Source organism: Stenotrophomonas sp. (assembly GCF_050737075.1).
GTDB lineage: Bacteria > Pseudomonadota > Gammaproteobacteria > Xanthomonadales > Xanthomonadaceae > Stenotrophomonas.
Window position 1 is genome coordinate 40,612 of the sequence record NZ_JBOHXV010000022.1, and the last position, 17,635, is coordinate 58,246.

The window sequence follows — 17,635 nt, forward strand, 5'->3', positions numbered from 1 at the left end:
CCACCGGCGCAGGCCCAGCGGCAGAGCCTGGCCGACCGCGTTGGCGCGCTCGAGCAGCAGGCCAACAACAACAGCTCCGCCCAGGACCTGTTGAACCAGGTCAACCAGCTCCGCCAGCAGATGCAGCAGCTGCAGAGCACCGTTGAGCAGCTCCAGCACGAAAACGCCCAGCTGAAGCAGACATCGCAGGACCAGTACCTGGACCTGGACGGGCGTCTGAACCGTATTGAAGGTGGCTCCGCCCCGTTGCTTCCGGCCGCTCCGGCCGCGAATGCCCCGGCTGCCGCCCCCAAGCCCGCTGCACCGAAACCGGCAACGGCCGCTACCGAGCGGCCGCCCTCCGTGCACGGAGACCCGGGCAGTCTCGCCGCCACCGGCGACGAGCGCACTGCCTACAACGTCGCCTTCGACTCGCTCAAGGCCGGCAAGTACGAGGATTCGGCCCAGTTGTTCCTGAGCTTCCTCGAGCTCTATCCCAACGGCGTCTACACCCCCAACGCGCTGTACTGGCTGGGTGAAAGCTACTACGCCACCCGCAATTTCCCGCTGGCTGAGGCGCAGTTCCGCGACCTCATCTCGCGCTACCCGACCCACGACAAGGCGTCCGGTGGCCTGCTCAAGATCGGCCTGTCGCAGTATGGCGAAGGCAAGGTCGACCAGGCCCAGGCAACCCTGGAGCAGGTCGTGAGCACCTATCCCGGCTCGGACGCCGCGCGCACCGCGCAGGACCGTCTGCAGGCCATCCGCCTCGGCCAGCAGGTCCGCTGAGGCCCCGACCGGCCAACGCCGGTATAATCGACGGTTAGGCACCGGCTGACCCGGTGCAACCGCGCGGAATCAACTCCGACGCGACGCCCGTAGAGCCAGGCCCTGCCTGGCTGCTCTCGTTTCCGAATCCGCATTGCCAGACGCCCAAATGACCACCACCCTGTCCGCCGCCGCCGCGCTCCCCAGCGAGATCGTGCAGTCGCCCCTGCCACGGCTGAAGATCACCGAGATCTTCACCTCCCTGCAGGGCGAAGCCGATACCGCCGGCTGGCCGACCGTGTTCGTGCGCCTGACCGGCTGCCCGCTGCGCTGCACCTACTGCGACACCGCCTACGCCTTCCATGGCGGCACCTGGTGGGACATCGACGATATCGTGCGCGAGGTGCTCGCCCAGGGCGTGCACCACGTCTGCGTGACCGGCGGCGAGCCGCTGGCGCAGAAGCGCTGCCTGGTGCTGCTGGAGAAGCTGTGCGACGCCGGCCTGGACGTCTCGCTGGAGACCTCCGGCGCGCTGGACGTCAGCGCCGTGGACCCGCGCGTGTCGCGCGTGGTGGACCTGAAGACGCCGGGATCCGGCGAGATGGCTCGCAACCGCCTGGAAAACCTGCCGCTGCTGACCCGCCGCGACCAGATCAAGTTCGTGCTGTGCAGCCGCGAGGACTACGACTGGGCACGCGACATGGTGCGCGAGCACCGCTTGAACGAGCGTTCCATGGTGCTGTTCTCGCCCAGCAAGGGCCAGATCAGCCCGCGCCAGCTGGCCGACTGGATTGTCGAAGACCGGCTGCCGGTGCGCTTCCAGATGCAGCTGCATAAAATTCTCTGGGATGACGAGCCCGGGCGCTGAGCCCGCTCGACATTCCTTGATGTACCGGCGCGGGACAGCGTGCTGGCTTTCCCGCAACCCACCGGAAACACCCCCATGAAAAATGCAGTTGTCCTCCTGTCCGGCGGCATGGATTCGGCCGCCGTCGTCGCCATCGCCCGTGAGCAGGGCTTCGCCGTCCACGCCCTGAGCGTCAGATACGGCCAGCGCCACACCTCCGAACTCGACGCCGCCGCCGCGGTGGCGCAGGCGCTGGGCGCCGTGGCACACAAGATCGTCAACGTCGACCTGCGCAGCATCGGCGGCTCGGCGCTGACCGATGACATCGACGTGCCCGAGGCGGGCGGCGAGGGCATCCCGGTCACCTACGTGCCGGCGCGCAACACCATCATGCTCTCGGTGGCGCTGGGCTGGGCCGAAGTGCTGGGTGCCAACGACATCTTCTGCGGTGTCAACGCCGTGGACTACTCCGGCTACCCGGACTGCCGCCCCGAATTCATCAGCGCCTTCCAGACCCTGGCCAACCTGGCCACCAAGGCGGGCGTGGAAGGGGCGGGCATCCAGGTGCATGCGCCGCTGCAGTTCCTGAGCAAGGCCGACATCGTGCGTGAAGGCGTGCGCCTGGGCGTGGACTTCGGCCTGACCGTGTCCTGCTACAACGCCGATGCCAGCGGCGCGGCCTGCGGCCATTGCGACGCCTGCCGCCTGCGTGCCCAGGGCTTCGCCGACGCCGGCGTGGCCGACCCCACCCGCTACGCCTGATCCACACGGGCTACGCCTGCGCGGCAAGATGGGTTAGAATGCGCACCCCCGGCGCGAAGTCGGGGCATGCAATGGGCCGTTAGCTCAGTCGGTAGAGCAGAAGACTTTTAATCTTTTGGTCGATGGTTCGAATCCATCACGGCCCACCAATTGCATCAGACACTTAGGCGCCCTCAGGGCGCCTTTTTTGTGCCTGTGGAAAAATTGGCGGAAATATTGCGATGTTTCACGCTCACAAGCCGGTCGTACGTGGCGGCTTAACCAGCGGTAATTCTGGCTCGTAGCGCTGTCGGATGGCTTCCGTACGATGCCCGCCAGAGGCCTTGTTCTCGCTGTCAGTCATGCCCCTTCAGCGCATGCAGCGAGAACAGCTGGCTTCCGTCGATGACGCCGACTCTTATCGCCCCGGTGATGAAGCGCTGCCCCGCGGTATCGACGGCGGATTTGCGAATCGGATTCCCGCCGCGTTCGCATAGCAGCTGCCGATCGACGTCGCGTAGCGGAACCGGGCGCGCGCGACCCTTGCGGTTCCATATGCCGTGCCGACTTTCCATCTGGTCATTCCTTCCACGCCTGCAGCGTCTTGTCATCCCATTCTGTGACGTTGTCACGCGCTCCCTGCGCCGATTGCTGTGGATCCCGTCTTCCTGGCGATGGGCGTCGGTCAGCGTGCACACCTCGATACAGAGAAAAATGACGCTGCAGGCGAGCACCAACACCGGGGCCAGCTCGTCCGAGACGCGGCCAAGCGCATTGGAGGATAGGGCGGCGCGCTCGCGGGCGAACGCAAGCACTGCGCGGTAGTTAGAGGTCACGATGTAATCGACACGTGCAGTGTTGGAACTGCTGCCCGTGCAGCACGATGCCGCGCGCTACCCCCGCTGCGTAGGCAACGTCAAAGCTCTATGCTCGCGTGCCGTCACCATCGCATGCTGGCAGAAATTGATCTCCGTGACAGTCTGCAAGAGGAGGTCGACACCTGGGCCAAGGCCCAATTCAACCAATGAGGCGTACGCGCGCAGTCCCACGCAGGGGGTGTCGCATTCAGTCCTTTTGGCAAAGAGCTCAGCGCAGGTTTCTCTAAGGCTTTCCTGATCCTCCCAAATGGCAGGTCAGCTCGCCGGAGTAGGTGCCCGACACCGGAGGCCAACCACTGGCTGCATCCATGATGGTTGATTGGAGAAAATAACCATGATAGAAGTTTCCGCATGGAAGGGCGCTGAGGGTGCGGTCCACTTCGAAAGGGAGTTTTGGCATGACTGGAAGAACCACCATATTGCTGGTGGCATCGGTGGCATTGATTGTCGCCGGCTTCGTAGCTTGGATGATCTTGAAAGAGAAGCCTCGTCCTAACGATTTTTCAGCCGTTGAAGGTTCGGCGACTCTCAGCCGGGCGCCGGAGGAAGATCGAGTTTACGACGCTGAGTTGCGTGCCTCAGTTGTCGCATCGAAGGCAGAAGCGACTTTTGCGTTTGAGGATTTGAAGTTCCATGCAAAGCGCGGCGACCCTGTCGCACAGCGTAAGTTGGCCGAGGCCTACGATGCCTGCCTCGCTGTAAGCCGCTCGCGTGACGATTACTTGGCTGACTACAAGCTTCGTTCCATGCTGGCTAAAAACCCCCAAGCGGCTGAAGCGATAGTGCGGCTCTCTAATGAGCGAGCGGTTCAATGCGAAAGTGTTGATGGTGGTGCCGTCATCCCGCTAGCGGCAGTTCGGGGTTGGTATACGCAGGCTGCTCAGAACGGTGATCTTGCGGCGCAAGCCGTGGTGTACGTGATGAGTGCGGATAAGCCTGATGCGGTGGAGTTCAAACGGTATGTTGAGGAAGTTTTTAACTCGAACGACCCGGCTGCAGTATTCAAATTTGGTGAGCTCTTGCCAGGGTTGCGCTTCTCAACAGGTTTCGCGCAATACGACGAGTTTTTAGCTGGGGCTAATTCAAAGTACGCGTTGCAGATTGCGGCGTGTCGGATGGGGTACTCCTGCGACCAGGCGTCCGCATTGATGACCAACCTCTGCTTGGAAATGGGGGCATGCACAGGTGAAACATACGAGGAGTTCGTTCGATCCAGCTTGATTCCAAGTGCCGCTGGGGAAGGTTTGGATCGAAAAATTACTGAAGTGACGCAGTTTATCAAAGCCCGATAGGAGGGCGTATGGCAGGGAAGTCGAAGTGGCGGAAGAAGTTGTTTGTTGCTTTGCTCGGCAGTCTCGCACTCATTGCGGTAGCAGGCACAATTACTGTTGATGCGGGGAAAATTCCCTACTCTAACGTGAACGCGGCGAAGGATATCCAGGCCTTCTCTGACATCGAGGTCAGGCAGCCCGCACTCCTAGCGCTTGTAGGTATGTATAGGACCACGAATGGATTCTTGGCGGTGCCGGACGGCACCATTGTCACCGTGACCTACTCTGATGGATCCAAGGAAAAAGCGATGGTAGTCTGTCCGGCGGGCACTCCGTGCGTACAACCTATTCCCGGCACCCAGCAGTATGGTTCTAGTGGTGGCGGTGCAGATGCCGGCGGGTCCACTGGTGGCAATGGCGGCATGAATCCGCCGGGATCAGGTTCGATGGGCCCCTCCCCGCCAATTTGCGTAAACTGGTGCTACGACGGCGGTACCGTCACGGTAGGGTGAGGCCCGTCACCCTCCTTAAACGCTAGTGCACCAGGGAAACTGGTGTTCCGAAACGGCCTGCCGCGTCCGCGAGCAGGCCGTTTCTCTCTGCGGTCAATATGGTCCTCAACTTGCAGTTGCGCATGCTGCGGCATAGTCGATTTCGGTATGCCATGACTTGCGCGCTGATCCTGGCCGTTGCTCGCATTCAAGACGAGCTTTGGCGAGCGCAGTTTTATCCTCCAGCCCGGAGAATTCTGTCCCTCGGCCTCAGCAGTAACTTAGGCGCCCGCAGCGGGCTTTTAGCCTGCGGAAGCACCGCGGTGCCTTTTGCTTAGGCAGTCACAATCTCGCCTGGCGCGGCGTGCGTGCGAATACACGTTTGACCAGCCGCAGAGGGTTTCCGCCAACGTCAGCGTCCTGGGCCTTGAACTGTGGGCATGCTTCGTAAGCTTCGTGGATTGCGGCTATTGCTGGCCAATCCCGGGCAGCGATATATTGCTTCTGTCGAAAAAGGCAGACTTGGTTTGGTAAGCCCAGGTCCGTTCGGGAACGAACGCTCTGATCGCTCGCGCTGCGAGCCTCCCCACGACGAACAAAGGACGCCTGTCGGTGTCCAGGGTTCGTCCGTGTGGTGATCATGTCGATCAACCGCTCCGGTCGAGCTTCTACAACAGGAGCTTCCCATGTGTCAGCCAAACCCATCTTCTTACGACGTCGTCATCGCCGGCGCAGGTCCGGTTGGCCTGTTCCTCGCCTGCGAACTGCGCTTGGCGGACTTGTCCGTGCTTGTTCTTGAGCAGGCGGCAGAGCCTTCATCACCATTGAAATGCCTGCCGTTCGGGATGCGCGGCCTTTCGGCGCCGACCCTTGACGCGTTCTACCGTCGTGGGCTGCTCAACGACGTTGCGGAGGGCGCGGCTCGTGACCGCGTTGCGAGCGCCGCGCACTGGAGCCGGCAGGTTCGACGACCGGGTGGCCATTTCGCGGGCATCCAGTTCTTTCTCGACAACGTCGACAGTTCCAAGTGGCCGTACCATTTGCCGGGTCCCGGCGGCACGACCCTGGCGATCGAGATGCAGCGCCTTGAGTCCATATTGGCCGACCGCGCACTCTCAATGGGTGCGGAAGTGAGGCGTAGCCAAGGTGTCGACGGGTTCGATCAAACCGACGATGACGTAACGGTCTACGCGGGTGATGACACCTTCCGCGCAAGCTGGCTCGTCGGTTGCGATGGGGGACGCAGCACCGTGCGCAAGGCCGGCGACTTTGCGTTCGTCGGAACCGAGCCCGAGTTCACCGGCTACTCCGTTCAAGTGGACCTTGCCGACCCGGAACTGCTGAGCGCGGGCCGTCACTACACGGCAACTGGTATGTACACCTACCAGCCGCCCGGAACCATTGCGTTGGTCGATTTTGACGGGGGCGTTTTCCACCGGACGCACCCCATCAGTGTTGAACACGTGCAGGAGGTCTTACGGCGCATCTCTGGCACCGGGGTAACCGTGAAGGGACTGCAGCAGGCCACTACCTGGACCGACCGTGCCTTCCTCGCCACGACCTATCGCAAGGGGCGTGTGCTGCTTGCTGGCGATGCCGCTCATATCCATTCGCCCCTCGGCGGCCAGGGGCTCAATCTGGGGCTGGGTGATGCCATGAACCTGGGATGGAAGCTTGCTGCCACCCATCGTGGCGTTGCTCCCGCCGGACTGCTCGATACCTACACGACGGAGCGACAGCCCGTTGCCGCGCAGATCCTCGACTGGTCGCGCGCCCAGGTTGCGCTGATGCGCCCCACCCAAAGCTCTCGAGCGCTTGAGGCGGTCATCCGCGACCTTATCAACACCCGCGACGGCGCCACCTACTTCGCCGAGCGGATCTGGGGCATTTCCCTTCGTTACGATCTGGATGGCCATCACCCACTGGTCGGTCGCAGCTGTCCTGACCTCGAGTTGGCTGACGGCACCCGCGTCGGCGTACTGATGGAAGCGGGCAACGGTGTACTGCTCGACCTCGACGGTCGGCCGCAGCTCGAAGCACTTGCGCGTCGTTGGGGTGGTCGCCTGGACTACGTCGCGCAGGACGCCAAGGACCGGTTGGGCTTGAGCGCGGTGCTGGTGCGACCTGATGGATTCGTCGCGTGGGCCACTGACAGTACGCCAGACGTTGAGCAACTCACCCAGTCGCTGTCACGCTGGTTCGGCGGTCCCGAATAGTATTCGCGTGCTTTTCCGTCATTTAATCAGAACTGCCTGATAGCTAAACCCTCCGTCTGAGTGCGTCATAAGTGTCCCGCTGAAATTGTTCATCGGGCATTTGGATCCACTTCGGATAGCTGATCACGTGTTGCTCCCTCCGCGCGAGGTCGGCAGCGTCGACTGCCATCCAGACTTGACGCGAGAGGGAATCAAGGATGTACAAGAAGACACTGGCTACGGCCATCGGCACTGTTCTGATGATCGCTGCAGCAACCACGGCACAGGCACAGGACGCAGGGCGGCCTGCGGACGAAAGCTCAGACATCAAACGACTTGATACAGTGACGGTGACCGGGTCGCGCATCCCGCGCGTGGATTACCTGTCGGCATCTCCAGTTGGCACCTTGACTGCAGAAGACATCCGCGCCACGGGTGCAGTAACGCTCGGCGACGTGATCAACGCACTGCCGCAGATGTCGACGACCTTCTCGATGGGCAACTCGTCACGGTACATCGGCACCGCCGGCCTGAACCTGCTGGACCTGCGCGGCCTGGGCGTGGATCGCACCCTGGTGCTGGTCAATGGCCGTCGCCACATCGCCAGTGCTGCAGGCTCATCGGCCGTGGACATCAACACCATCCCGGCGGCGCTGGTGGAGCGGGTTGAAATCCTCACCGGCGGTTCTTCGGCCATCTATGGCGCCGACGCCGTCAGTGGCGTGGTGAACTTCATCCTCAAGAAGTCCTTCGATGGGACCGCGGTGAACGCACAGTTCGGCCACTCGGAGGAAGGCAACTTCAACGAGCGGTCAGTCAATGTCGTCAGTGGCGGCACGTTCGCGGACGACCGGGGTCAGTACGTCCTTTCTGCAGCATTCAACAACCAGGATCCGCTGTACCTGCGCGACCGGGCGTTCAGCCGCGACTCGCAGCGTTATCTGACCGATCCGACCCGGACCCGTACCATCCTCGCCCGCAACGCCAGCGTGTACAGCTACACCGACGGCGGTGTGCTCGATCTTGATGGCCGCAGTGCCACGACCAATGATCGCTACGTGTTCGACCCGGATGGCAGCCTGCGCTCCCAGCGCTTCGACGGAATCACCGATACCACGCGTACCGGCTGTTCCGACTGCGACAACCTCGACCCGAACCAGTACGGCCAGCTGCAACCGAGCAACAGCACCGGCGCAGTCAATGCCAACTTCGGTTTCGACCTCAACGAAAATCACCGGATCTTCGTTGAAAGCAAGTGGGTGCAGGGCAAGACCAAGGCGTTCTCCACGTCCGGGCCCACGTTTGGTACCTACCTGATTCCGCGTGACAACGCCTACATCAGCGACGCGCTGGGGCAGTTCATGGACGACAACGGGCTCACGCGCCTGCGCATCAGCCGCAACAACACCGATGCGGGGTTCCGTGGCGAAGATACGACCCGCAAGACCGGGCGCATCGTGACGGGTATCCAGGGCGTATTCGGCTCGGACTGGTCGTATGAAGCCAGTGCCAATTACGGCCGAACCGTGGAGACCCGGACGAATCTGAACAATCAGATACCCGACCGTTTCAACGCGTCGATCGATGCCGTATTCGACGCCAATGGCAACATCGTGTGCCGGGCCACGCGCGATGGCATCGCTGGTCCGGAGAACCCGGTCACGGGTGGCGACCTGCTGGCGGGCTGCGTCCCGACCAGCATCTTCGGCGCAGGCGCGGTCTCCCCGGCCGCGGCGGCATGGTTCAACACCCGTACCCCCAGCCGCACCGAACTGACCCAGCAGGTCTTCTCCGCCAATCTCTCCAAGAGCGAGCTGTTCGCGCTGCCCGCCGGCTCCGTGGGCTTTGCCTCGGGTGTCGAGTTCCGCAAGGAAACCAGCCAGCAGACCACCGACCCGCTGCAGCAGGCCGATCTGACCTTCCTCAATGCGATCCAGAACCAGCGGGGCCAGTACTCGGTCCGCGAGGCGTTCGCCGAGGTCAATGTGCCCCTGCTGGCTGACCTGCCGTTCGCGAAGAACGTCAATCTTGACCTGGCAGGCCGCGTCTCGGACTACACGACCGTCGGCACTACGGTGAGCTGGAAGGCGGGGCTGGACTGGGCGCTCAATGATGCCCTGCGCCTGCGCAGCACCTTCTCCAACGCGGTGCGCGCGCCCAACATCTCCGAACTCTACGATCCGCAGTCGGTGAACTTCTTCTCCATCAGCGACCCGTGTTCTGCAGCCAACATCGGACGCGGCGCGGATCCGGCCGTCCGCCAGGCCAACTGCAGTGCGCTTGGTGTGCCGGTGGGCTGGACGCCCAACGACACCTCTACGCGCCGCGGCCTGTCCGGCGGCAATCCAAACCTGTCCGAAGAGACCAGCAGGACCTTCACAGTGGGCGCGGTGTTCACGCCGACCGCGCTGCCAGGCTTCGGCATCACGGTGGACTACTGGGACATCCAGATCGAAGACGCCATCAGTTCAGTCAGCGGCCAGCAGCTGGCGGACCGTTGCGTGGATGCGGCGGGCGGCATCGACAACGAGTTCTGCGCCAGCATCACCCGTGACATCGCAGGCGCCACGGACGATCAGTACGCGATTTCCGGACTGGAAGTGCTGCCGCTCAACATCTCCAAGCTGCGGGCGCGAGGCATCGACTTCGGCATCGACTACGCAGTGGAGAACGTGTTCGGTGGGCGCCTGACGACCAAGCTGGAGGGGACCTATCTCAAGGAGTACCTCAGTTACCCGTTCCAGAGTTTCCCGGACGAAGTCGAGGATGAGCGCAATGTGCTGGGCACCCCGAAGTGGAAGGGAACCCTGACCATCGGCTATGCCCGCGGTCCCTGGGATCTCAGCCTGCGTACCCGCTACGTCGACAGCCAGATCCTGGTGTCGAACGAACAGTACGCGACCAACCCGGACCTGCAGGATCCGATCAAGGTGTCCTGGATGACCTTCACCGACGCACGCGTCGGGTACAAGGCCACCGAGCGCCTGAATCTGTATCTGGGCGTGCGCAACCTGTTTGACCGTGAGCCGCCGTACAACCTCTACGGCACCGGCTTCGGCAGCGCGCAGTACGACAACGTCGGGCGATTCTTCTACACAGGTGTGAACTACCGGTTCTGACGTTGGGTGAGTCAGCCGGCCCCGTTCTGCGGGGCCGGTTGCGCTGTGCGGGATCTTGAGCGACTCACGTCGACCGGTGTCCGGAGACTGGAATGTTCCCGTCCCGATGATCGCGCGAGCGTAAGTGAGGGATGGCCACCCAGCGAACGGTTGGGCAGAACGCCTCATGGGTTCGCTCGCGCGCCTCTTGTGCGTCTTCGGGCCAAAGCGTGGTTTCCCAACGCTATCAATGGGCGCTCGGTGAACCGGTAAACCAGCAGCGCCACGCCACAGCAAACGCAGAAGGTGCTGGCGACGAACGCTGCATTGCCCAAGAAGGTGCCTGTGGCTCCCGCCGTGGACCAGATCCGACCGGATAGGGATAGAACGAAAAGGTGCGTCAGATACAACGAGTAGGAGGCATCACCTAGCGAGACCGCAAAACGCGGAGGACGTATTCGGCCGTCGATCTCCAGTCGCGCAAGGCCCGCGACGAGAAATGCGGCGGGAATGCCAAAGGCAACAACACGTACTGCGTCGGCTTGCCCGTAATAGGCATGGTCAACCAACAGTACACCGGCAGCTACCATCCATGCACCAGCGCCCATTACGGTGAGCAAGGCATGGCGAGCCGATAGCTTGCGCCAGTACAGCCCGGACAAAGCACCTGCCATGAACTCAAACGCCAGTGGACTCGTCAGCAGGTTCGACGAAGGGTCATGGGTGGGTAGCATCTGTAGAAAGAGCAGCACCACTGCCCAGCCCAGAACAAGATGAGGAACCCGCGAATTCGAGCTGAAGGCGAGTGCCAATGCGGTCACGGCGTAGAAGAACAGCTCGTAGGTCAGGGTCCACCCAACTACGAGCAAGGGACCGCCTTCTTGCGGAAGCAGAAGTAGCGACGCCATCACGCTCTTCTCAGCCAGGTCCGGATCGAGCAACGCGGGTCGCACCAGCAGCGCCGCCACGACTACCGCTGTGCATAGCCAATAGAGCGGAAATATCCGTATGGCCCGACGGCACAGAAATTTCCCTGCGCCAGCGGCATCGCCGAATCGCCCCGCCGTAACGGCAGCCATGATGAAGCCCGAGATGACGAAGAAAATGTCGACACCGGCGAAGCCAAAATTAGCTGGACCGCCAAGAACAGATGCGCCTCCCCCATATACCTGTTCCATGTGGACCATGTGGTAGATAACGACCATCGCGGCCGCTACCGCGCGGAGCGCTTGAATCGATTCAACAGGCTTTTGGCGCGATGGTTGTTCAAGGTGCTTCAGTTTCCTGGACTTCATATCCCTACGGAGTTGGCGGCGCGACGGTGCGGCGAGCGGCGGCATCGTGGTGGATCGTGACGGGCAATGAAAGGCGATTCACGACAGCCCGCACGACTGCCCCTGTTCTAGTGGCACGTGAGAAAGGTCGGACAATGCGGTCACCCGGTGTCATCTGGCGTGGCGGCGGCCGATGCAGTTGTGCTGCATGCGGGAGGGCAGATTCCGGCGTGGGGCAAGCCACGCAGGGCGTGGCTCTACTACAATCTGTCATCCCGGTAGCTCCCGGGCGCTGACATGTGCATCCCAGTGAAGATTCTCCTGACAGGAAGTTCAGGCCGAGTGGGTCGCGCCATTTTTGGCGCCTTGGCTGCCCGCCACGAGGTGGTGGGTATTGACCGCAGTCCGTTTGCGACCACGCGACACGTGGCCGATATCACCGACACCCGCACCCTGGCCAAGGTGCTGGAAGGCGTGGATGCGGTCATTCATGCGGCCGCCCTGCACGCGCCACACGTGGGGCTGTTCAGTGACAGCGAGTTCCAGCGCATCAATGTTGAAGGCACGCGCACGCTGACGATGCTGGCGCGTGAGGCCGGCGTGCGCCGGCTGGTGTTTACCAGCACCACCGCGCTGTACGGGCATGCCATCGTGCCGGGGCGCTGCACGTGGGTGGATGAGCGCACAACGCCGCTGCCACGCACGGTCTATCACCGCTCGAAACTGGCGGCTGAGCACTGGCTTGAAGAAGCGGCCGGGCCTGAGTTGGACGTGCGGGTGATCCGCATGTCCCGCTGCTTCCCCGAGCCGCCTGAACGCATGCTGCTGTACCGGCTGCATCGCGGGATCGATGTGCGCGATGTCGCCGATGCGCACATGGCGGCGCTGACCAATGACGGCCCCTCGTTCCAGCGCTACCTGGCCAGCGGCTGGACGCCGTTCCAGCGCGAGGACTGCGAGGCGCTGGTGACGCATCCGCGCGAGGTGCTGGCGCAGCGCTGCCCGCAGTGGCTGGCCGAGTACGACCGTCGCGGCTGGACGCTGCCGGTGGTGGACCGGATTCACGATCCGCGCGCGGCCAGCGTCGGGCTGCAGTGGCGCAGTTGGCGCGGGCCGGAAGCGATACTCACGCAGCTGGCGGCAGGCAGCATTGAAGTGCTGCCGGATACCGCCCGGGTAGAGGATTGCACCATTGAGTAATCCGCCTACACGCCGCCTGAGCGCGGCGTGGCGCAGACTGGCGCGGTTTCCGTGTGGCGTTCTGGAGGTGCCATGAACCGTTTTGTCCTCATCGGCCTGGGCGCGCTGGCGCTGGCCGCCTGTAAACCCACGCCCACCGATCCGGCGAAGGCGCCCGCAACGACCGCGCCTCCGGCAGCGGCGTCTGAATCACCCCGGCCCGTTCCGGCGCCCGCCACGCCGCCCGTCGCCGGCAGCGAGGGCCCGTCGTTCGACTGCGCCAAGGCGGCGAACGATGCGGAAAAGACGGTGTGCGGCGACCCACGGTTGTCCGCGCTGGACCGTGAGCTGGCCGCCCTTTACAAGGCGGCGCAGACCGGACCGGCGGAGCTGGATGTTGCCGCCGAGCAACGCGGCTGGGTCAAGGGCCGCGATGCCTGCTGGCAGGCGGTAGACGCCAACCGCTGCCTGGTGGAGTCGTATCAGACGCGCATCGTCGAGCTTCGGCTGGCGGCCGCGAACGGCCCCGGACCCACCCCGGTGAAGTACACCTGCGACGATGCCAGCAAGCCGCTTTCGGTGGTGTTCCACAACGAGTTCGACCCGCAGGCCGCGGTCATCCGGCTGGGGCGCGACCAGGCCATTGCGTTCGTTGCACCGTCGGCCAGTGGCAGCCGCTACACCCGCGAGGGCGTGGAATTCTGGGAACACCAGGGCGAGGCCACGCTGGAGTTCTACGGAACACGGCTGAGCTGCACGGTCGTTCGCTGAGCCGCGTAACTGACCGGGCGGTTCAAGCGGCCCGGTCGACGTCCTGGTCGCCGAAGCACGCGCGGATGGCGTCCAGCAGCTCGCTCATCGAATAGGGCTTGGGCAGGAAGTGGATGCCCGGCGCCAACTGCGGCATGACCCGGTCCGGCTGCAGGCCGGAGGTGACCAGTACCGGCAGGCCGGGCTGGTGCTGACGGATGCGGTGGGCGGCCTCGATGCCGCTCAGTCCGCCCAGGCAGACATCGGTGAATACCAGGTCGAAGCGTTCGCCGGCCAGCAGCAGGCCCAGGGCCGCTTCGGCCGAGCTCACCGCGGCCACTTCGCAGGCCTGGCTTTCCAGCGCCATGCGGCTCAGTTCACGGGTGTCTTCGGTGTCTTCGATCAACAGCACGCGCGGTGCAACATGGCGCTTTGACAACAGCATGACGCGGGTTTCCCTTGCAGGATGGGGTGGAAAGGCGCGGCAGTATGGGCAGCGGCAGGTGAGGGGATCGTGCAAATGACGTCATCCGGGCGTTGCCTCGTTGTGCGCCGGTCAGGTGGCCCACGGTACAGTCGCTTTCTGACCCCGAATGGAGCCATATCGATGCAATGCCCCGTGTGTACTACCCAGGCGCTGGTGATGTCCGAGCGCCAGGGCATCGAGATCGATTACTGCCCGCAGTGCCGGGGCGTGTGGCTGGACCGTGGTGAGCTGGACAAGATCATCGAGCGCTCGGCGGGTGCCGCTGCCCCGGCGCCGGTGCGTGCCGCCGCGCCGCCACCGCCGCCCGCGCAGCAGCCGTACGTGCAGCATCGCGATACCCGCCACCTGGGCCAGCAGCACGGCGACCCGCACGGCTACCGCAAGAAGAAGAAAGAGAGCTTCCTGTCGGATCTGTTCGACTTCTGATCGCCAGCGCGCTGGTTGCGCCGGTCCCGCTCAGGGCCGGCGCAGGATGAACTCCAGGTCACGGCTGTCGCCGACCTGGAAGTAATAGGTTCCTACCTGCTCGCATCCATACCGCGCATAGAAGCGCTGCGCGCCAACATTCTCCGACCACACGCCGACCCATAGCGCGCGGCGCCGGGGCTGGTCCAGCCACGCCAGGAACGCCTCCATCAACCGCGCACCCAGGCCGCTGCCTTGATGGCTGGCGTGGACGTACAGCCGCTTCAGTTCGATGTCGTCGGGCCGTGCCTGCGTGTGCGGCAGGCTGTTGGGTCCGGCAGCAAGGTAGCCGACCGCCTTCTCGCCGTCGAACACGAGCCACGCGGCGCTGAGCGGATCGTCGAGCTCGCGCCGTTGCGGCGCCACCGCGTAGTGCGCGGCCAGAAAGTCCTGCAGGTCCTGCGGCGGATAGGAGTCGCCGAACGTTTCGGTATAGGTGGCGATGGCCAACGCGGACAGCCGCTCGGCATCGGCCGGCGTCGCGCGGCGGATCAGCAGGGCCATGGGCAGGCATCCAGCAGAAACGGGGGAGCAGCTTACGCCATCCCCGCGCGCGTGATGCGCCCGGGGGAAACCATGCCCGCGGTCAGAACCAGACGCGCACGCCGGCCACCCAGCGGGTATCGCGGGTGTGTTCGCCGGCGGCCTGGTGGTAATCGGCGGTGTCGCCGAACAGGCGTTCGTGGCTGATGCCTACATAAGGCGCGAAGCGGCGGCTGAACTCGTAGCGCAGGCGCAGCCCGGCCTCGACCTTGTTCAAGCCGGCACCCATGCCACGCGCCGGTTCGTCCTTCGCCGCCAGCGTCGCCTCTACCAGCGGCTGCAGGATCAGCCGGTTGGTGAGCAGCAGTTCGTACTCGACCTCCAGCGTTGCCGCGAGTTGCCCGCCTTCGCCCACATACGCGGTGGCTGAGGTTTCGAACTTGTACGGTGCCAGGCCCTGGATCCCGAACGCGGCCCAGGTGCGCGAGTCCGCCGGCCGGAAGTCCTGCTTCACGCCCACCAGTACGTCCCACCACGGTGACACGCTGCGGCCGTACAGCACTTCCAGATCGGACGATTCGGTGCGCCCACCGCTGCGTTCGCCTTCGCTGCGCAGCCACAGGCGGTTGATGTTGCCGCCGACCCAGCCGGATGCTTCCCAAGCCTGGCCGGTGCCGTGCTGGCCGTCCCAGTGCTCCAGGCGGTTGAGCAGCACCATGCTGTGCACGTCCGGCGCATGCTCCATCGCACCGTGATCGATGGGTGGGAACGCGGCGGCGCGGTCGGCGGCGGTGACCACGGGAATGGGTTCGCGCGGCGTGCTGGACGCTGCGCCATGGCCCATCGCGGAATGGTCTATCGTCGAGTGATCCATCGTCGAATGGTCCATGGCAGGAGGAGCTGCCGGGGCGTGCCCCATCGCCGCGTGATCCATGCCGCTGTGATCCATCGTCGAATGATCCATCGTCGCGTGATCGACCGGATCCACGGCGTCTGAGGTCGCCGCATCGGTGTGTGCATGTGCATGCGACTGCGCCCACGCCGGAGCGGACAGCGCAGCCAGCAGCGCAGCGCCCAACAGGCGCGGGGTAAGGGAACGGGCGGCGCTCATTCTTCGATCCTCACTTCGCGCATCATCCCGGATTCCATGTGGTACAGCAGATGGCAGTGGTACGCCCAGCGGCCCAGCGCGTCGGCGCGCACGCGGTAACTGCGGCGCGTGCCTGGCGGCATGTCGATGGTGTGCTTGCGCAGCTGGAAGTTGCCGTCGGCGTTTTCCAGGTCACTCCACACGCCGTGCAGGTGGATGGGGTGCTGCATCATGGTGTCGTTGACCAGCACGATGCGCATGCGCTCGCCATAGTTCAGGCGCAGCGGTTCGGCGCCCGCGAAGGGGATGCCGTCGAATGACCAGCTGAATTTTTCCATGTGGCCGGTGAGGTGCAGCTCGACCTCGCGCCCCGGCTCGCGTCCGTCCGGATCTTCGAACAGGCTGCGCATCGCGCCATAGGTGAGCACCTGGCGGCCGTTGTCGCGCAGGCCGATGCCGGGATCATCCAGCTTGGGATCGGTGGCCATGCTCTGCATGTCGACCAGTGGATTGCCCTTCTCGCTGGCTGGATGACGGGGCAGGGCGGCGCCGTGCGCGGTGTGGTCCATGCCGTGGCCGCCGTGCATGCCGGCCATGTCATGGCCCATGTCGGCCATGGTCAGCAGCGGGCGCGGGTCGCGCGGGGGTATCGGCGCCTGCAGGCCATGGCGTACCGCCAGCGTGCCGGCGGCGTAGCCGGTGCGTCCCATGTCCTGGCAGAAGATGGTGTAGGCGTCCTGGCCGCTGGGTTCGACGATCACGTCGAAGGTCTCGGCCGGGGCGATGCGGAACTCATCGATGCTGACTGGATGGATGTACTGGCCATCGGCGGCGACCACGGTCATCTTCAGGCCGGGAATGCGCACGTCGAAGTAGCTCATCGAAGCGCCGTTGATGAAGCGCAGCAGCACCTTCTCGCCGCTGCGGAACAGGCCGGTCCAGTTGCCGGCCGGCGCGGTGCCGTTGAGCAGATAGGTATAGGTGTGGGCGTTGATGTCGCTGATGTCGGTCGGCGTCATCCGCATGCGGCCCCACATGCCACGGTCGGCGGTGGCGGCAGCCCAGCCGTCGCGGCGCACGTCGCGCAGGAAGTCCGGCAGCGTGCGCTTGTAGTAGTTGTCATGCTCGGCCAGCTTCTTCATGCGCCGGAACAGGGCGCCCGGGTCCAGGTCGGTCCAGTCCGAGAGCAGGATCACGTGCTCGCGATCGAACCGGTAGGGCGCGGGCTGCAACGGGTCGATGATCAGCGCGCCGTACAGGCCGGCCTGTTCCTGGAACATGGAATGGCTGTGGTACCAGTACGTGCCCGATTGCTTGAGGGTGAAGCGGTACTGGTAGGACTCGCCCGGGGCGATGCCGTTGAAGCTCAGGCCGGGCACGCCGTCCATGTTGGCCGGCAGCAGGATGCCGTGCCAGTGGATGGAGGTGGGGTGCGCCTGCAGGGTGTTGGCCACGCGCACGCTGACGGTGTCGCCTTCGCGCCAGCGCAGGATCGGGGCCGGCAGGCTGCCATTGACGGTGATGGCCGGGCGGGTACGGCCGGTGAAATTGGCCAGCGACTCGCCGATGCTCAGGTCCAGCTGGGGGCCGCTGAGCACCTGTGGCGCGGTGGCCAGGCCGGGGCCGGCCGCGGCGAAGG

16 protein-coding genes and 1 tRNA gene are annotated in these 17,635 nt (G+C 64.2%); 11 read left to right on the plus strand and 6 right to left on the minus strand.

The annotated features are described in order from the left end of the window. The 4 genes from ybgF to ACREPD_RS07865 all read left to right on the plus strand — a co-directional run. The coding region (ybgF, locus tag ACREPD_RS07850) for a tol-pal system protein YbgF (protein ID WP_431598785.1) at nt 1–768 on the plus strand (768 nt) is incomplete at its 5' end. A 148-nt stretch (nt 769–916) separates the two neighbouring features. Next, nucleotides 917–1,615: a 7-carboxy-7-deazaguanine synthase QueE gene (gene queE, locus ACREPD_RS07855; protein ID WP_431598786.1), complete on the plus strand. Its 699-nt coding sequence runs from the start codon at nt 917–919 to the stop codon at nt 1,613–1,615. A gap of 75 nt (nt 1,616–1,690) precedes the next feature. Then, on the plus strand, nt 1,691–2,356 hold the full coding sequence (queC, locus tag ACREPD_RS07860; protein WP_431598787.1) for a 7-cyano-7-deazaguanine synthase QueC: 666 nt from the start codon (nt 1,691–1,693) through the stop codon (nt 2,354–2,356). Nucleotides 2,357–2,429: 73 nt separating this feature from the next. Further along, nucleotides 2,430–2,505, plus strand: a tRNA-Lys gene (locus tag ACREPD_RS07865). Between the two features lie 186 nt (nt 2,506–2,691). Here the strand turns inward: ACREPD_RS07865 and ACREPD_RS07870 are convergent. Beyond that, nucleotides 2,692–3,171 carry an integrase gene (locus ACREPD_RS07870; RefSeq protein WP_431598788.1) on the minus strand — a complete coding sequence of 160 codons (480 nt, stop codon included), beginning with the start codon at nt 3,169–3,171 and terminating at the stop codon, nt 2,692–2,694. Nucleotides 3,172–3,611: 440 nt separating this feature from the next. Between ACREPD_RS07870 and ACREPD_RS07875 the strand changes: the two genes are divergently transcribed. The 4 genes from ACREPD_RS07875 to ACREPD_RS07890 all read left to right on the plus strand — a co-directional run bounded on the left by ACREPD_RS07875 (nt 3,612) and on the right by ACREPD_RS07890 (nt 10,289). Beyond that, the gene (locus ACREPD_RS07875) at nt 3,612–4,505 is read left to right on the plus strand and encodes a hypothetical protein (protein ID WP_431598789.1); all 894 of its coding nucleotides are present in this window, start codon (nt 3,612–3,614) and stop codon (nt 4,503–4,505) included. Nucleotides 4,506–4,513: 8 nt separating this feature from the next. After that, entirely contained in the window at nt 4,514–4,996 is a 483-nt protein-coding gene (locus ACREPD_RS07880; protein WP_431598790.1) for a hypothetical protein, read from the plus strand. A 665-nt stretch (nt 4,997–5,661) separates the two neighbouring features. After that, the gene (locus tag ACREPD_RS07885; protein ID WP_431598791.1) at nt 5,662–7,191 is read left to right on the plus strand and encodes an FAD-dependent monooxygenase; all 1,530 of its coding nucleotides are present in this window, start codon (nt 5,662–5,664) and stop codon (nt 7,189–7,191) included. Nucleotides 7,192–7,388: 197 nt separating this feature from the next. After that, nucleotides 7,389–10,289 carry a TonB-dependent receptor gene (locus ACREPD_RS07890; protein WP_431598792.1) on the plus strand — a complete coding sequence of 967 codons (2,901 nt, stop codon included), beginning with the start codon at nt 7,389–7,391 and terminating at the stop codon, nt 10,287–10,289. Between the two features lie 164 nt (nt 10,290–10,453). Here ACREPD_RS07890 and ACREPD_RS07895 read toward each other — a convergent pair whose 3' ends face one another. Continuing rightward, nucleotides 10,454–11,608, minus strand: a complete 1,155-nt coding sequence (locus ACREPD_RS07895; protein ID WP_431598793.1) for an acyltransferase family protein — start codon at nt 11,606–11,608, stop codon at nt 10,454–10,456. A gap of 231 nt (nt 11,609–11,839) precedes the next feature. Between ACREPD_RS07895 and ACREPD_RS07900 the strand changes: the two genes are divergently transcribed. Both ACREPD_RS07900 and ACREPD_RS07905 read left to right on the plus strand, forming a co-directional pair. Continuing rightward, nucleotides 11,840–12,742: an NAD-dependent epimerase/dehydratase family protein gene (locus tag ACREPD_RS07900; protein WP_431598794.1), complete on the plus strand. Its 903-nt coding sequence runs from the start codon at nt 11,840–11,842 to the stop codon at nt 12,740–12,742. A 72-nt stretch (nt 12,743–12,814) separates the two neighbouring features. Then, on the plus strand, nt 12,815–13,492 hold the full coding sequence (locus ACREPD_RS07905; RefSeq protein WP_431598795.1) for an MliC family protein: 678 nt from the start codon (nt 12,815–12,817) through the stop codon (nt 13,490–13,492). Between the two features lie 22 nt (nt 13,493–13,514). Here the strand turns inward: ACREPD_RS07905 and ACREPD_RS07910 are convergent, their stop codons facing one another. Then, entirely contained in the window at nt 13,515–13,916 is a 402-nt protein-coding gene (locus ACREPD_RS07910; RefSeq protein WP_431598796.1) for a response regulator, read from the minus strand. Between the two features lie 162 nt (nt 13,917–14,078). Between ACREPD_RS07910 and ACREPD_RS07915 the strand changes: the two genes are divergently transcribed. Beyond that, a complete protein-coding gene (locus ACREPD_RS07915; RefSeq protein WP_431598797.1) occupies nt 14,079–14,384 on the plus strand; it encodes a zf-TFIIB domain-containing protein in 306 nt (101 codons plus the stop codon). Nucleotides 14,385–14,414: 30 nt separating this feature from the next. Here the strand turns inward: ACREPD_RS07915 and ACREPD_RS07920 are convergent, their stop codons facing one another. The 3 genes from ACREPD_RS07920 to ACREPD_RS07930 all read right to left on the minus strand — a co-directional run. Next, nucleotides 14,415–14,927, minus strand: coding sequence for an N-acetyltransferase family protein (locus ACREPD_RS07920; RefSeq protein WP_431598798.1), 513 nt, complete (start codon nt 14,925–14,927; stop codon nt 14,415–14,417). Between the two features lie 82 nt (nt 14,928–15,009). After that, nucleotides 15,010–16,017, minus strand: a complete 1,008-nt coding sequence (locus ACREPD_RS07925; RefSeq protein WP_431598799.1) for a copper resistance protein B — start codon at nt 16,015–16,017, stop codon at nt 15,010–15,012. Then, the coding region (locus ACREPD_RS07930; RefSeq protein WP_431598800.1) for a copper resistance system multicopper oxidase at nt 16,014–17,635 on the minus strand (1,622 nt) is incomplete at its 5' end. The genes ACREPD_RS07925 and ACREPD_RS07930, both read right to left, overlap by 4 nt.

Excerpts from the sequence above, each read along its gene's own strand:
- queE (WP_431598786.1), top strand. The coding sequence starts at position 917 with ATGACCACCACCCTGTCCGCCGCCGCCGCGCTCCCCAGCGAGATCGTG.
- queC (WP_431598787.1), top strand. The coding sequence starts at position 1,691 with ATGAAAAATGCAGTTGTCCTCCTGTCCGGCGGCATGGATTCGGCCGCC.
- ACREPD_RS07875 (WP_431598789.1), top strand. The coding sequence starts at position 3,612 with ATGACTGGAAGAACCACCATATTGCTGGTGGCATCGGTGGCATTGATT.
- ACREPD_RS07880 (WP_431598790.1), top strand. The coding sequence starts at position 4,514 with ATGGCAGGGAAGTCGAAGTGGCGGAAGAAGTTGTTTGTTGCTTTGCTC.
- ACREPD_RS07885 (WP_431598791.1), top strand. The coding sequence starts at position 5,662 with ATGTGTCAGCCAAACCCATCTTCTTACGACGTCGTCATCGCCGGCGCA.
- ACREPD_RS07890 (WP_431598792.1), top strand. The coding sequence starts at position 7,389 with ATGTACAAGAAGACACTGGCTACGGCCATCGGCACTGTTCTGATGATC.
- ACREPD_RS07895 (WP_431598793.1), bottom strand. The coding sequence starts at position 11,608 with ATGCCGCCGCTCGCCGCACCGTCGCGCCGCCAACTCCGTAGGGATATG.
- ACREPD_RS07900 (WP_431598794.1), top strand. The coding sequence starts at position 11,840 with ATGTGCATCCCAGTGAAGATTCTCCTGACAGGAAGTTCAGGCCGAGTG.
- ACREPD_RS07905 (WP_431598795.1), top strand. The coding sequence starts at position 12,815 with ATGAACCGTTTTGTCCTCATCGGCCTGGGCGCGCTGGCGCTGGCCGCC.
- ACREPD_RS07910 (WP_431598796.1), bottom strand. The coding sequence starts at position 13,916 with ATGCTGTTGTCAAAGCGCCATGTTGCACCGCGCGTGCTGTTGATCGAA.
- ACREPD_RS07915 (WP_431598797.1), top strand. The coding sequence starts at position 14,079 with ATGCAATGCCCCGTGTGTACTACCCAGGCGCTGGTGATGTCCGAGCGC.
- ACREPD_RS07920 (WP_431598798.1), bottom strand. The coding sequence starts at position 14,927 with ATGGCCCTGCTGATCCGCCGCGCGACGCCGGCCGATGCCGAGCGGCTG.
- ACREPD_RS07925 (WP_431598799.1), bottom strand. The coding sequence starts at position 16,017 with ATGAGCGCCGCCCGTTCCCTTACCCCGCGCCTGTTGGGCGCTGCGCTG.